At 46.2% G+C, this 14,533-nt stretch carries 15 protein-coding genes; 13 read left to right on the forward strand and 2 right to left on the reverse strand.

The window, feature by feature from the left end; all coding sequences use genetic code 11:
• The first annotated feature begins 40 nt into the window (after window positions 1–40).
• The 6 genes from lpxD to lpxB are packed head-to-tail and all read left to right on the forward strand — an operon-like array spanning window position 41 to window position 5,167.
• Window positions 41–1,093 (forward strand): UDP-3-O-(3-hydroxymyristoyl)glucosamine N-acyltransferase, encoded by a 1,053-nt coding sequence (lpxD, locus tag THEIN_RS07725; RefSeq protein ID WP_013908120.1) that lies wholly within the window; start codon window positions 41–43, stop codon window positions 1,091–1,093.
• Window positions 1,062–1,496 (forward strand): 3-hydroxyacyl-ACP dehydratase FabZ, encoded by a 435-nt coding sequence (fabZ, locus tag THEIN_RS07730; protein WP_013908121.1) that lies wholly within the window; start codon window positions 1,062–1,064, stop codon window positions 1,494–1,496. The genes lpxD and fabZ overlap by 32 nt, the downstream gene beginning before the upstream one ends.
• Before the next feature lies 1 nt (window position 1,497).
• Window positions 1,498–2,274 (forward strand): acyl-ACP--UDP-N-acetylglucosamine O-acyltransferase, encoded by a 777-nt coding sequence (lpxA, locus tag THEIN_RS07735; RefSeq protein ID WP_013908122.1) that lies wholly within the window; start codon window positions 1,498–1,500, stop codon window positions 2,272–2,274.
• On the forward strand, window positions 2,267–3,085 hold the full coding sequence (locus THEIN_RS07740; protein WP_041434609.1) for an LpxI family protein: 819 nt from the start codon (window positions 2,267–2,269) through the stop codon (window positions 3,083–3,085). Before lpxA ends, THEIN_RS07740 begins: the two co-directional genes overlap by 8 nt.
• Window positions 3,078–4,064, forward strand: coding sequence for a Gfo/Idh/MocA family protein (locus THEIN_RS07745; RefSeq protein WP_013908124.1), 987 nt, complete (start codon window positions 3,078–3,080; stop codon window positions 4,062–4,064). The genes THEIN_RS07740 and THEIN_RS07745 overlap by 8 nt, the downstream gene beginning before the upstream one ends.
• Window positions 4,049–5,167, forward strand: coding sequence for a lipid-A-disaccharide synthase (gene lpxB, locus THEIN_RS07750; RefSeq protein ID WP_052299059.1), 1,119 nt, complete (start codon window positions 4,049–4,051; stop codon window positions 5,165–5,167). The genes THEIN_RS07745 and lpxB overlap by 16 nt, the downstream gene beginning before the upstream one ends.
• A 3-nt stretch (window positions 5,168–5,170) precedes the next feature.
• On the opposite strand, the gene THEIN_RS07755 is transcribed toward lpxB, so the two are convergent.
• Window positions 5,171–7,330: an amylo-alpha-1,6-glucosidase gene (locus THEIN_RS07755; protein WP_013908126.1), complete on the reverse strand. Its 2,160-nt coding sequence runs from the start codon at window positions 7,328–7,330 to the stop codon at window positions 5,171–5,173.
• A complete protein-coding gene (locus THEIN_RS07760; RefSeq protein WP_013908127.1) occupies window positions 7,327–8,376 on the reverse strand; it encodes a glycosyltransferase family 4 protein in 1,050 nt (349 codons plus the stop codon). Before THEIN_RS07760 ends, THEIN_RS07755 begins: the two co-directional genes overlap by 4 nt.
• 140 nt (window positions 8,377–8,516) lie before the next feature.
• On the opposite strand from THEIN_RS07760, the gene cobB reads away from it, so the two are divergent.
• The 7 genes from cobB (at window position 8,517) to THEIN_RS07795 (ending at window position 14,529) form a co-directional block, all read left to right on the forward strand.
• Entirely contained in the window at window positions 8,517–9,236 is a 720-nt protein-coding gene (gene cobB / locus THEIN_RS07765; RefSeq protein WP_013908128.1) for a Sir2 family NAD+-dependent deacetylase, read from the forward strand.
• A 123-nt stretch (window positions 9,237–9,359) separates the two neighbouring features.
• Window positions 9,360–11,423: an elongation factor G gene (gene fusA / locus THEIN_RS07770; RefSeq protein WP_013908129.1), complete on the forward strand. Its 2,064-nt coding sequence runs from the start codon at window positions 9,360–9,362 to the stop codon at window positions 11,421–11,423.
• A complete protein-coding gene (locus tag THEIN_RS07775) occupies window positions 11,424–11,918 on the forward strand; it encodes a MogA/MoaB family molybdenum cofactor biosynthesis protein (RefSeq protein ID WP_013908130.1) in 495 nt (164 codons plus the stop codon). It begins immediately after the preceding gene.
• A gap of 13 nt (window positions 11,919–11,931) precedes the next feature.
• Entirely contained in the window at window positions 11,932–12,363 is a 432-nt protein-coding gene (locus THEIN_RS07780) for a universal stress protein (RefSeq protein ID WP_013908131.1), read from the forward strand.
• A 94-nt stretch (window positions 12,364–12,457) separates the two neighbouring features.
• Complete coding sequence (locus tag THEIN_RS07785) at window positions 12,458–12,733, forward strand: DUF1844 domain-containing protein (protein ID WP_013908132.1); 276 nt, start codon at window positions 12,458–12,460, stop codon at window positions 12,731–12,733.
• A complete protein-coding gene (gene ispE, locus THEIN_RS07790; protein ID WP_013908133.1) occupies window positions 12,723–13,577 on the forward strand; it encodes a 4-(cytidine 5'-diphospho)-2-C-methyl-D-erythritol kinase in 855 nt (284 codons plus the stop codon). Before THEIN_RS07785 ends, ispE begins: the two co-directional genes overlap by 11 nt.
• Window positions 13,578–13,581: 4 nt before the next feature.
• Window positions 13,582–14,529, forward strand: coding sequence for a ribose-phosphate pyrophosphokinase (locus tag THEIN_RS07795; protein WP_013908134.1), 948 nt, complete (start codon window positions 13,582–13,584; stop codon window positions 14,527–14,529).
• The last annotated feature ends 4 nt before the right edge of the window (window positions 14,530–14,533 follow it).

Genomic DNA, 14,533 nt, shown 5'->3' on the forward strand with positions numbered 1-14,533 from the left:
GAAAATGTATGATGGCTAAAACCAAATTTAGGAGAGCACTTTGAGAAAGAAGCTAAGCGAATTAGCGGCGTTTGTTGGCGCTGAACTAAAAGGAGAAGACCTGGAAATAACCGGCCTAAATGCCCTTGAGCTGGCCGGAGAAACGGAATTATCTTTCCTAGAGTCAGGGAAATTTGTTGAAGCGGCCAAGAACTCCCGGGCTAAGGCCATTTTGGTATCCCCTGCGCTAGCAGGCAAGATAGGAGGAAAAAGCCTGCTTATAACTCCCAATGTGCGCGCTGCGGTGGCCAAAATTGGCTTTCTTTTCTACGAGCAAAAGGAACACCCAAAAGGAGTAAGCCGTCTGGCCTTTGTGGCTGAGGGAGCAGATATCCACGAAGAGGCAAGTGTTTACCCTTTTGTTTACGTTGCTGAAAATGCAAAAATCGGCCCCCGAGCCGTGCTTTATCCTGGAGTTTACGTGGGAGAGGAGGTAGAGATAGCCGAAGAGGTTGTTATCTACCCTAACGCAGTGATTTATCCGCGTACTAAAGTCGGGCCGAAAACAATTATTCACGCCGGCGCAGTGGTTGGCTCAGATGGCTTTGGCTACGCCCAGGAAAACGGACGGCACTTAAAAATTCCCCATTTTGGCCGGGTAGAAATGGCCGAGGAAGTAGAAATCGGCGCTAACACCACCATTGACCGCGGCACCTTTGGCGCAACTAAAATCGGCCCGGGCACCAAAATAGACAATCTCGTCCAGATTGCCCACAACGTTCAGATTGGAAGAGGCTGCGCTTTTGCTGGCCAGGCCGGCTTTACCGGAAGCGTGCGGGTGGGTAATTTCGTTCTGGTTGGCGGTCAGGCCGGTATATCGGCTAACCTCGGAGACCAGGTGATGGTGGCGGCCAAAGCCGGTGTAGCCAAGGAAGTACCGTCAGGAAAGGCCGTTGCCGGAGCCCCAGCCCAGGAAATAGCGAAGTGGCGGCGTTGTGTGGCCGCCTATGAAAGGCTCCCTGACATGCTCAAAGAACTTAGAGAACTTAAGGCCAAAATTGCCGAGTTAGAGGAGAGGTTAAATGAACGAGATAAGTCAAAAGGAAATCCTTGAGCTTCTGCCTCATCGCTATCCTTTTCTTTTTGTAGATAAAGTCGTAAAGCTTGATCCAGAAGTCCCCATGATTGAGGCTATTAAGTGTTTTACCTGGAATGAAGAGTTCTTTCAGGGACATTTCCCCGGTGAGCCAGTAGTTCCGGGAGTGATTCTGGTAGAGGCTATTGCGCAGACGGGAATTATCTTTTTCAAGAAACTTAATCCCGAGTTTCGCGAGCGGCTCTTTGTTTTTGCCAGTATTGAAAAGGCCAAATTCAGGGCTCCTGTTTATCCTGGGGATGTGGCCAGGTTTGTTTTAGAAGGCTATAAAGCGCGCCGCAATATTTTGAAGACTTCGGGCAAGGTCTATGTAGGCGATAAACTGGTGGCTGAAGCCGATGTTACCGCGGCGGTAAGATAGCATGAAAGCAAGTATCCATCCTTCGGCTAAAATTGCTGATAATGTGAGCTTAGGCCCTGGTGTTATCATCGGTGAAGAAGTAGAAATTGGCGAAGGCACCGAAATTGGCCCGTATAGCGTTATTTCCGCTCGCACCAAAATAGGCCGCAATAACAAGATAGGCCCTTTTGTGAGCATAGGTTTTCCTCCCCAGCATCTGGCCTGTAAGGGGGAGAACACTTACGTAGAAATTGGTGAAGAAAATGTTATTCGGGAATATGTTTCCATTCACCGCGGCACCACTTTAGATGACGGTCTAACCCGTATAGGCAACCGCTGTTTTATCATGGCTTACGCTCACATTGGCCATGATTGTAAGCTGGCTGACGAGATAATCCTCACCAACAACGTAAACCTTGGCGGGCATGTAAAAATAGACCGGGGGGCCGTGCTGGGTGGTGGCGCTATGGTGCATCAGTTCTGCCGTATTGGGGAGCTTGCCTTTGTTTCTGGTTTAAGTGGAGTGGATAAAGACGTGCCGCCGTTTGTGCGCGTCTTTGGTATTCCGGCCAAGATTGCCGGGTTAAATTTAGTAGGTTTGAGGCGAGCGGGTTTTGCTTCCGCAAGCATTAAAGCCCTCAACCGGGCTTTAAAGATTTTCCTAAGAGAAGGAACCATAAAAGAAGCCCTTCAAAAGATAAAACTAGAATATCCTCACGAGGAAGTGATTGAAAAATTCGTAACCTTTGTGGGAGGGGAGAGTAAACGGGGTGTTATCAGAAAGTTCCTCAGTGAATGAACCGCTGAGAAAAGTAGCCCTTATTGCTGGTGGTGGGCAATACCCTCTTCTCTTTGCCAAGGCCGTTAAAAAGGCCGGTAAACCCCTTTTGGTAATTACCTTTAAAGGTCAAGGAAACACCGATTTGGTAAAACTTGCTGATGAATACTACGAAATCCCTATCACCCAGTTTGGCAAACTCCTAGAAATTCTCAAAAAGAGTAACACCGAAGAAGTAGCCCTGGCTGGCCATATTCGTAAAAACAAGGCCATTTTAACGGCCCGGCCTGACCGGAAGACATTTTCCCTCTGGCGAAAGCTTAAGACCAGAAACGACGACGAGATTTTGCGGGCGGTGGCGAGGGAAATAGAAGAGATTGGGGTTAAGGTTATTTCGCCTACCAAGTATTTGCCCGAACTTTTAACGCCGGAGGGCGTTTTGACCAGAAAGAAACCGACCTCAGCCCAGATAGAAGACGTGATTTACGGCTTTGCCATGGCCAAGGCCATTGGTGAACTTGATATTGGCCAGTGTGTGGTGGTGAAAGACCGCATGGTAGTAGCGGTGGAGGCCCTTGAAGGCACTGACGCCACTATCAAAAGAGCCGGCACTTTGATGAAAGACACGGTGGTGGTCAAGGTTTTTAAGCCTTCGCAGGACCCTCGTTTTGACCTACCTTCTGTAGGGCTTAAGACCATAGAAAGCATGATTGAGGCCAAGGCCCGGGTATTGGCCCTGGAAGCCGGACGCTCTCTTTTTTTTGACCGCGAAAAAGTTTTGTCTTTAGCCGATAAGGTGGGTATAGTGGTGGTGGGAGTGCGTTATGAGTAAACTAAAAGTAGCGGTAATTGGCGTTGGGCATCTCGGGAGATTTCACGCCCAGAAATTGGCTCAGCTTGATGAGGTCGAACTGGTAGGGGTAGTTGATGTCCTTCCAGAACGGGCAGATGAAGTAGCTCGTGAATGCGCTACGCGGGCTTTTTATGATTTTCATGAAGTTCTTCCCCTGGTAAAAGCGGTTTCTATTGTAGTGCCAACAGTGCATCACTTTGAGGTTACTAAGAAGGCCCTTGAGGCTGGTTGCCACGTGTTTGTGGAAAAGCCTTTGGCCAGCACCCCCGATGAAGCCCGGGAGCTGGTAAAACTGGCGGACAAGCTCGGTTTAATCCTTCAGGTAGGGCACATAGAGCGCTTTAATCCGGCCATTAAAAAACTTCTGGCCGAGGTGAAAGAGCCAATTTTTATTGAAGCCCAGCGGGTATCTAAGTTTTCAGCTCGCTGTCTGGATGTAGATGTTATCCTTGACCTCATGATTCATGACCTTGACCTGGTATTAACCATCGTAAACTCAGAAATCAAAGAAGTGCAGGCCACCGGGGCGCCGGTAATCACTGATAAAATAGACCTGGCCAGTGTAAGGCTCATCTTTAAAAACGGAGTGGTAGCTAACCTTACGGCTAGCCGCATAGCGCTTAAGCCTTCGCGTTCTTTCAGGGTTTATCAGCAAGGGGCGTACTTGGCCGCTGATACTCTTGAAAGCACTTTTACCCGGGTGGAGCTCCCTCAGAGAAACGGTGCCTTGCCTGAACCTGAGAAGTTTTCTCAGGTTGATCCACTATTTGAAGAGCTTTGCGCCTTTATTTCTGCCATAAACCAGGGGGAAAAGCCACCGGTGAGCGGTGAAGAAGGTTTTGAGGCCTTAGATTTGGCCTTTAAGATCAAAAAAGAGATAGAGAAACAAAAAGCCCATTTTCTTGCGAGAGAAGGGTCTTGTCTTCCGGATCTCATAAGGCATTGCGTGTCTTCCTAGTAGCTGGCGAAAGCTCTGGTGACCTTCACGGGGCCTCTTTTGTAAGGGCCTTACGAGAGATTTTGCCAGGAGTTCATATTCAAGGCATTGGGGGCCCAAAGTTAAGAGCCACTGGCTTCGAATGCCTTTATCCTGCTGAAAACTTAAGCATAGTAGGCCTTCCAAGTGTGCAGGAAGCGCGTGAAGTCTTGCGAGTTTTTAAAAGAGTAAAAAAAATATTGCGGGAAAATCCGCCTAATCTTTTGGTTCTCATTGATTTTCCGGAATTTAACTTGAGGCTTGCCAAATACGCCAAACGTTGTCAGGTACCGGTTTTTTACTTCATAAGCCCGCAGGTGTGGGCCTGGCGTACTTATCGGGTAAGGCTTATAAAACGCGTGGTGGATAAGATGGCCGTAGTTTTTCCTTTTGAAGTGGATTTCTATGCCCGTCACGGCTATAAAGTCCATTTTGTGGGGCATCCTCTCGTGGACGTAGTCAAGCCCGCTCTTAATCGTCAAACTTTCTGTCGTCTCGTGGGGCTTACTCCTGAAAAACCTATAGTCGGTATTTTCCCTGGCAGCCGCCGCCGCGAGGTAAGAGACCTTTTGCCTCTTTTTGTCGAGGCCTTTAATCTGGTTAAGCTGGAAAAGCCAGAGGTTCAGGGGGTAATTGTTCGGGCCGAGGGCCTTCCTGATGATTTCTTTTTAAATACTCACGGGATAAAGGTTGTCAAAGGTTATCAATATGATGTTATGGCCCAGTCAGAGGCCGTACTTCTCGCCTCTGGCACAGTAACCCTTGAAGCCACCATTGTTGGTGTGCCCATGGTGGTGGCGTATAAGCTCAATAGGCTGAGTTACTGGCTGGCCAAAAGATTGGTAAAAGTGCCTTACGCCAGCCTCACCAATTTGCTGGCAGGCAAAGCCCTGGTGCCTGAGCTTTTGCAAGAGAAGGCTACTCCGGAAAACCTGGCCAAAGCCCTTTTAAAATACCTGAATGACCGGGAATACAACCAGAAGGTGCGCCGAGAGCTTGCTAAGATAAAAGCTTCTTTAGGGCCGGGTGGAGCGGCCTGGCGGGCGGCTGAGCTTGCGGCTTCTCTCGTTAAAGAAAGACGCTAGCCATTATTTGCGCACCAGGATTTCTATCCTTTTAGGCTTGCGCAGCACGTTTATAGTAACGTCAGCATCGTGGTTTACAATGTCAAGGTCAATAGACGTTCCGTTTACGCGCAGGTTTCTCAGTTTGAGACGCCTTAAAAAGGGTGGAAGCACCGGATAACAAAAACAAAGCCCAGAAGGGATAAATTCAAGGCCTAAAGCTGCTTCTATAAGCATAAAAACGGCACCAGCGGCCCAAGCCTGGGGGTTACAGGCCACAGGATAGGGAATGGGCCCCTGGTCAGGGCGGCGCTTGAACCCGCAAAAGAGTTCAGGCATACGGTGAAGAGGGAAGTGTTCACTAGCATGGGCTAAACCCGTAAGAATTTTGGCTACAAAATGTTTCAGACGATAACGGGCAAGCCCCCGGGCAATAATGGCGTTATCATGCGGCCACACAGAACCGTTGTGATAAGAAACAGGGTTAAAGAGGATTTCCTTTGCAGAAAGCGTGCGAACCCCCCAGCCAGAGAACATATTCTCGCTAAAGAGCCTTTTGGCCACAGAAATGGCCTGCTTTTCTTCCGCCAGGCCTCCCCAGAGGACATGGCCGGCATTTGAGGTGTAAACCCGGCAGGGGCGTTTGTCTCCATCAAGGGCGAGGACGAAAAAGCCCATGTCTTCATCCCAGAAAGCCTTTAAGAACTTTTCCCTGAGTATTTGGGCTTCTTGTTTTAATTGTTCGGCTAAAGAAGTTTGGCCAAGGGCCTTTGCCAGCCTGGCCATTTTAAGATAGGCCAAATAAGCATAAGCCTGGACTTCTACCAGGGCAATGGGGGGGCTCGCCATGGTGCCGTCAGCGTGGAAAACGCTGTCATGGGAATCCTTCCAGCCCTTATTAACTAGACCTTCTTCTGAAGCCTGGTATTCAATAAAACCGTCGCCGTCAAGGTCGCCGTATTCCTTCATCCATAAAAGGGCGGCTTCAAAATGGGGCCAGAGGTCTTTTATCAGATTGATATCCTGGGTTCTTTCGTAATAAGCTCCGGCTAGAACTAAAAAAAGAGGAGTGGCGTCAACAGTGCCGTAATAGCGGGCAAAGGGGATTTCTCCCGTAGCGGCTAGCTCGCCAAAGCGCATTTCGTGAAGAATTTTGCCTGGCTCGGCGTCACGGGCAGGGTCAAATTCAGTGGCCTGGGTGGCGGCAAGAAATCGCAATACTCCTTTGGCTATTTCAGGGTTTAGCCAGAGACTTTCAAGGGCAGTGATTATGGCGTCTCGGCCAAAGTAGGTGTTAAACCAGGGGATTCCGGCATAAGGATAGAGCCCGTAAGGGGTCTCTGTAAGCATCATGAAGAGGTCACTTTCCGAGCGTTTAAGCCAGGCGTCAAAAAACTCTTGAGGTGAGCTTACCTGGCAACTTGTGCGGCGCAGGCGTTTTAGCTCTTGCCGATTGGAAAGATAGGCCCTTACAAAAGGGACAGGCTCATCTTCCTGATCAAGGAAACAGGCTATAACCACAAAAATATTGGTCTTTTCCTTGGGGTTGAGTTCAAGGTGAAAGACTGCTTCATTGGTGTTTAACTCTGCCGGAGGTGGGTCAAAGATTATTTTGGTAATACGAAGCTTCCCGTCAAGCCCGAGGTACTTAAAGGTTACCGAGGCCGTGTCAACTTGAACGGGGAAAAACTTGCCTTTCTTTTTTCGTTTGAATCCTCTTACTTCAAAGATGTCCACAAAGTCGGCGTCGTAAGCAATACTTAAGGGTAGATGAATTTTACAGGGAGAGAAATTTTCTATCTTGACGGCCTCGTAACAGGTGCCTTTGTAAAGAAATTTTTGTCTTAGAATATGAACACTTCCGCGGGGTAAAAACTCTTCCTCTTCAAGTAGCATGTCAGGGTTAGTTAGATCACTTACCACCATCAGATTGTCTTGCGTGGTGGCGGAATTGAGCCAGAAGGGGCGGGCCTGGCAAAAATGTAGTTCAAGTTTAGATAGAAAACGGGTACCGCAATGATATAATCCCTGCTCTCCAAGGCCTTCCTGTCTGATATCGCCATGGGGGTCAAACAGGGCAAACGAATCCCCGTGTTTTAAAATAAGGGCCTCTTTAGCCAGGCCCGGAGAAGTGGCCAGTATGTAAAACTGCTGCAATTTTGGCTCGGTTATACACTTTTTCATGCCGCCTTAAGCAGAGGTTTTTTCTGTTCCAGTATGCTTTCGTAAACAGCAAGATAATTTTTGGCCATAACCTTTGAGGTGAAACGCTTTTCAAAAACTTCGCGGCATTTTTGGCGACTGAGCTGCGAGACCTTTTCCACGGCTTTAACGGCTTCGTCAAGGCTTTCTACTATGAGACCGTTTACTCCGTGTTCAATGATCTCTGGCACTGAACCACAACGCCAGGCTATAACCGGAGTGCCACAGGCGTTGGCTTCTATCATCACCAGGCCAAAAGGCTCAGGCCAGTCTATAGGGAAGAGCAGGGCGTAAGCGTTGCCCAAGAATTCGTCTTTTTCGCGATCGTTTATCTCACCTATGAACTCTACCCAGGGGCTTTTAAGCAAAGGCTTGATAACGGCTTCAAAGTAGGCTCTGTCTGCCTGATCAACTTTGGCGGCTATGAGAAGCTTCATGCCCGCGCGCTCGGCTATTTTAATAGCCCGGTCTGGCCGCTTTTCAGGAGATATGCGCCCTAAAAAAGCCAGATATTTGCCAGGCTTTTCGCGGAAACGATAAAGGTCTTCAGGTAAACCGTGGTAAACCGTGGCCACCCAACGGGCCATGGGTAAGGGTCCACGCTGGGCGTTGGAGATGGAAACCACCGGGGCTTCATTAAATTCCTGGTAAAGAGGCTTTAAGTCGGGGATATCTAAACGCCCGTGAAGGGTGGTAACATGGGAAATATTTAAGCGTCTCATCAGAGGAAAATGTATGTAATCAATGTGAAAATGGATAATGTCAAACTGATGAGCATACCGGGCTACTTTTTCAAGCATTATTATGTGGTGCGCCAGCGGATCTTTTACGGTCGGGTCAAGCCTTAAAGACCTTTCGGTGCAGGGGATAAGCCTGGCTGAAGTCTGAGAGTCTTTAGAGGCGAATAGGGTGACTTCGTGCCCCATTTTGACCAACTCTTCGGTTAAATAGTGAACCACGCGTTCAGTTCCACCGTATAGTTTAGGAGGCACACTTTCATGAAGTGGCGCCACTTGCGCAATCCTCATCTTTTCCCTCCCAATTTTCCGTTCTTTGGGGAATTTAAAGTAGGACTACTAAAAATTTAAGTCCCGGAAATTGCGAGTCAATTTGTGTTTAATACTTGAAAAATTTTCGCCTGTCCCTAAAATTTGGTTATCTTTAAAATATGGGTCTCAATCAAATTTCCAAGATTGTCATCCTTACCGGGGCAGGTATCTCTGCAGAATCTGGAATTCAGACTTTTCGTGACAAAGGCGGACTGTGGGAAAAATATAGTCTCGAAGAGGTGGCTACTCCTCAAGGATTTCGCAAAAATCCACGGTTTGTACACGAATTTTATAATCAGAGACGTCGTGATCTCTTCAAGGTTAAACCCAATCCAGCTCATTACGCTTTAGCTCGTCTTGAGCAAGAGTTCCCAGGAGAGGTTCTTCTAGTAACTCAAAATGTTGATGATCTACACGAAAGAGCTGGAAGTCGTAACTTGCTTCACATGCATGGAGAGTTGTTAAAAGTGCGCTGTGAGGCTTGTAACGTTATTCTTAAAGAAGAAGGAGAAATTTTTCCGGAAACTAAATGTCCTAAATGTGGCCGCCAAGGGACTTTGCGTCCTCATGTAGTTTGGTTTGGGGAAATGCCCTTTTATTTAGATGAAATTTACAAGGCCCTAAAAGAGTGCGATCTTTTTGTGGCTATTGGTACCTCAGGAACTGTTTACCCAGCCGCAGGCTTTGTAATGATAGCTAGAGAATGTGGGGCCTGGTGTGTGGAGCTAAACCTTGAGCCTTCAACAGTAGCCGATTATTTCCACGAACATCATTATGGACCGGCTTCTGAAGTTGTTCCTGTCTGGGTAGATAAAATTTTGAAGAGAGAAACAAACTAATTACAAAGCGCAGCTCTGCTAATCAAAATTTGCCTATCCCTGTTGTTCAAGTTTCTTGACACTTTCATTCAATTTGCGCTAGCCTCAATTACAAAAGATCTTCAACTAATTCAAGGAGGGCCTATGGAGATTGCCAAAATTAGAAACTTGGTTCTACTTTCTCAAAGTGGTGCAGGAAAGACCTCCCTGGCTGAGGCTATGCTATTTATCGCTGGCAAGACCGGAAAGCTAGGGAGAGTAGATGAAGGAAGCTCAATCCTTGATTTCGAGCCTGAGGAACAAAAACGCAAGATCACTATTTCCACAGCTTGCCATCATTTCTCCTGGAAAAAACATGAAATTTTCTTTTTAGATCCTCCAGGAGACGATAATTTTAATGCTGAAACCAAATTAGCTACCTGGGCGGCGGATAACGCCCTTTTAGTGATAGACGCTACGGCGCCTGTCAAAGTACAAACAGAAAAAGTTTTTGCCTTTGTGAAAGAGTTCGGCCTACCTTGTGCGGCTTTTATTAATAAGCTTGACCGCGAACATACCGATTTTGACCAGGCTTGCGCCGTTTTAGAAGAACGCCTGGAGATAAGGGCCGTGCCTGTGGCCTATCCCATAGGACGCGAAGAGAACCTGAGTGGCATAGTAGATCTTCTTACCATGAAGGCCTATGAATTTTCAGACGGTAAATTGAAAATTGTGGATATGCCTTCTGAATTAGAAGAAAAAATAGAAGAACTGCGGGCCAATCTTATCGAATATGCCGCTGAAAGTGATGACGACTTGCTGGAAAAATTTTTAGAAGAAGGCGAACTAACTGCTGAAGAAATAGTCAAAGGCCTTAAACGAGGTATTCTTGAAGGCCGTTTTGTGCCTGTCTCCTGTGGTTCCGTAGATAAACTAATAGGTATTCAGCCTCTTTTGGATTTGATTGTTGAATTTTTGCCATCTCCAGTAGAAAGAGGCCCTCGTGAAGGGAAAACCCCTGAAGGTGAGCCGGATCGTCGTGAACCGCATCCAGAAGCCCCGATTTCTCTTATTATTTTCAAAACTTTTATGGACCCTTACGCTGGAAGACTTTCCTTTGCTAGGATTGTTTCAGGCACTCTTAAAAAAGAAGGAACTTTGCTTAATCCGATACGGGATGTAAAAGAAAAATACGCTAACCTGGCTATTCCTGAAGGCAAAGAAATGTCCCCTTGTGAGCAGGCAGTGCCTGGAATGTTTTGTGTAATTCCTAAACTTTCTGAAACCAAAACAGGAGATACCCTTTGCGACCCTGAAGCTCCTATCATCTATCCCATGCCCACTCTTCCCCACGCGGTATTAACTTATGCTTTACATCCTGAGAGTCGAAGTGATGAGGAAAAAATCGGGGCAGCACTGGTAAAACTTCAGGAGGAAGACCCGAGCCTTGTTATTAGCCGAGATGAAGAAAGCCGAGAGATACTTCTTTCAGGGCTTGGCCAGATTCATATTGAAGCCACTATTGAAAAACTTTCCCGCAAATATGGTGTAAACGTTAAGCTTTCTCTTCCCAAAATTCCTTATCGCGAGACCATCAAAAAGCCTAAAGAGGGTGTTATTTATCGACACAAAAAACAAACTGGTGGTAGAGGGCAGTTTGCTGAGGTACATTTTAACATTTATCCTCTGCCGCGAGGGCAAGGGTTTGAGTTTGTGGAAACCCTTGTAGGGATGAATGTACCCCGAAATTTCGTACCTGCGGTGGAAAAGGGAGTGCGCCAAGCTTTGGAAAAAGGACCTCTTGCTGGTTATCCTGTAGTGGATGTAAAAGTCCAGTTCTACGATGGTAAGAGCCACGAAGTAGATTCTTCAGATATGGCTTTTATGATAGCTGCTTCTCAGTGTTTCAAAAAAGGGATCCAGGAGTGCCAGCCTATTTTGCTTGAACCCATCATGGAGCTTGAAATCGAAGTTCCAGATGATGTTATGGGAGATGTGATTGGCGATATTAATGCCCGAAGAGGTCGAGTTTTAGGGATGGAGCCCAAAGCCGGTAAGCAGGTAATCATGGCCCAGGTGCCACTGGCAGAAGTCCAGCGCTATGCCCTTGATTTAAACGCTATTACTGGAGGACGAGGGACTTTTCGTATGAAATTTTCTCACTACGAAGAAGTTCCCCCTCAAATTGCTGAAAAGATAATGGCTGAAGCCAAAGAGGAGGAGAAATAAATGGCCTATACGGCGGGTGTGTTAACCCTTTCAGATAAAGGTGCCCTTGGGGAAAGAGAAGACACCGCTGGCCCTTTGATTAAAGAAGCATTGCAGAAAGAGGGTTTTGATGTAGTGGCTTATCGCATTTTACCTGATGATTATGAGGAAATTCTTGTAGTTTTAGTGGACTGGGTGGACAGAAAAGGAATCGATCTTATCGTTACTACAGGGGGCACAGGGCTTGCCCCACGTGATGTTACTCCTGAGGCGACTAAAGCTGCCATTGAAAGAGAAGTTCCTGGAATAGCCGAGGCTATAAGGATGGAAGGTATGAGACATACGCCTTACGCCATGTTAACCAGAGGAATAGCTGGTGTTAGAAAACAAAGTCTTATTATTAATCTTCCGGGAAGTCCCAAGGCCGTAGAAGAATCCCTTGAAGTGATTCTTCCTGTATTGAATCATGCTTTGGAAAAGCTTAAAGGAAGTCCTAAAGAGTGTGCTAGAAATTAGTTAGGAGGAAATCATGAGCGTAGAAATTAAAAAAATAGTAGTAGGGCTTGATGGTTCAGAAAAGAGTTTCAATGCTTTAAAAGAGGCCCTTAACTGGGCCAAAAGACTGGAAGCAGAAATTATTGCTGTTCATGTCTTGCCTATCCCTTCAGAATTTGTCGATTTGGGCGGAATGATAATAGAAATAGAAGCAGAGCTACGCAAAGAAGGAGAAGCTATTTTAGAACGAGGGGCTGAAGAAGCTAAAAAGGAAGGAGTGCCGTACACCGGTGTGCTCCTTGAAGGGAATGCACCTGAAAGCATAGCCAATTACGCCGAAGAATACGACGTAGATTTATTGATAGTTGGTTATCAAGGAAAATCAATGCTTTCAGAATTGATTATGGGAAGTGTTACCTCTAAACTTTTGAATATTTCTAAAGTGCCTGTTCTCGTGGTTAAATAAAGATTATATTCTGGTATCCGCCTCCTGCTAAAAACAATTAAAATGCGAGGAGGCGGTTTTGCTTGGTTAGAAAATATTTTTAAAAGGGGTTTATATGGACGAGAAAGAGAAACGTGAAGAATTGCCCCCGGTCAACTTTAGTATGTTTGTTCTTTCGCTAAATACTTCGGCATTAGTGCATTTGGGAGAGCTACCTGACCCCCAAACCCAGGAAAAGAGAAAAGACTTAGCCCTTGCCAGGCAAACGATTGATATTCTTGATATGTTGAGGGAAAAGACCCGCGGTAACCTCACCAGAGAAGAAGAAAAGCTTCTAGATACTATTCTTTACGAACTTCGTATGATTTTTCTTAAGGTAAGTGGCCAATAGGGTTTCCGTTTTTGCTCCGGCAAAGATAAATCTTGTCTTGAAAATCATTGACCGTCGAGAAGACGGGTATCACGAGCTTTACACTATCTTTCAAAAGATTACTTTTGGGGACAGGTTAATTATTTCTTTTAGAGAAAAGGGCCTCTCTCTCGAGGTAAAAGGAGAAAATGTGCCCTTAGGTCTAGAAAATCTTTGTATAAAAGCTGCTCATCTTTTTGTCCAAAAAACAGATCTTAATTTTGGTCTTCATATTGAGTTGCAAAAGAATGTGCCCCCTGGTAGCGGTCTTGGAGGAGGAAGCAGTGATGCGGCTGCGGTTTTACGAGTGCTTAACGAAAAATTTAAGTCCTTCAGCGAGTCAGAACTTATCGCCTTAGCCAAGGAATTGGGAGCAGATGTACCTTTTTTTGTTTCGTCCTTTAGTACTGCTCTCGCCCGTGGTATTGGAGAAAAGCTTTCTTTTTGGCCAACTTTTCCGGCGTGGTATGTAATTCTTGTTCCCAAAGTCGAAATTTCTACCAAGTGGGCCTATGAAAATTTAAGGTTGACAATTCCGCAACTTCCTCCTAATTATGACGCAAACCAGCCCTTGTGGGAGCAGGGGCTGGTTAATGATTTTCAGGAACTTATTTTTGAACATTATCCCCAATTGAAGGGGTTAAAAGATAAATTATTATCTTTGGGCGCCAAAGCCGCTCTCTTAAGTGGGAGTGGTGGGGCCCTTTTTGGTGTTTTTAGGGAAGAGGCCCAAGCCGTGAAAGCGGCTAACGCTTTTTTAAAAGATAACTTAAAAAAAGTAGAGGTAGCTACGAATTATTACGAAAAGACCTCTAAGGAGGGATAAAGATATGTTTCTCAATCACTTAAAAATTTTTACTGGTAATGCCAATCCAGATCTTGCTCGCAAAATATCTGCCTACCTTAGTATTCCGTTAGGGCAGGCAGTGGTTAAGACTTTTAGTGACGGAGAGATTTACGTTGAAATTAAAGAAAACGTGCGTGGTTCAGATGCTTTTGTTATTCAGCCTACCTGCCCTCCGGTGAACGATAATCTTATGGAACTTCTTATTATGGTCGATGCTTTAAGACGGGCTTCGGCCAGAAGAATTACAGCGGTAATTCCATATTACGGCTATGCCCGCCAAGACCGAAAGGTTATCCCTCGTACTCCTATTACCGCTAAGCTGGTAGCCAATCTTATAACCGTGGCTGGTGCTCGCCGAGTCTTGACTATTGACCTTCACGCCGGGCAAATCCAGGGGTTTTTTGATATTCCGGTGGACCATCTTTACGCCGCTCCTGTGCTTATCCGCTATATAAAAGAAGAATTCAGGGGTAAAGATCTTGTTATTGTTTCTCCTGATGCTGGTGGAGTGGAAAGGGCCCGGGCTTATGCTAAAAGACTAGAAGCTGGCTTGGCTATTATTGACAAGCGTCGTCTCCGTCCAAATGAAAGTGAGGTTATGAACGTGGTTGGTGACGTAAAAGGGAAAGTAGCCATCATCTTAGATGACATGATTGATACCGCTGGCACCATGTGTAAAGCAGCTGAAGCCCTTTCTGAAAGAGGAGCCAAAGAAGTTCACGGTATGGCTACGCACCCTGTTCTTTCCGGGCCAGCCCTTGAAAGAATTAAAAAATCACCTATGAAATCCATAGTTGTTACGGATACCATTCCTCTCAGGGAAGAGGCGAAAAAACTTAAGAAAATAAAAGTTCTTTCGGTGGCAGAGCTTTTAGGTGAAGCTATCAGGAGAATCCACCATGATGATTCCGTAAGCTCACTTTTCGTATAAAATT

Source organism: Thermodesulfatator indicus DSM 15286 (genome assembly GCF_000217795.1).
GTDB classification, from domain to species: domain Bacteria; phylum Desulfobacterota; class Thermodesulfobacteria; order Thermodesulfobacteriales; family Thermodesulfatatoraceae; genus Thermodesulfatator; species Thermodesulfatator indicus.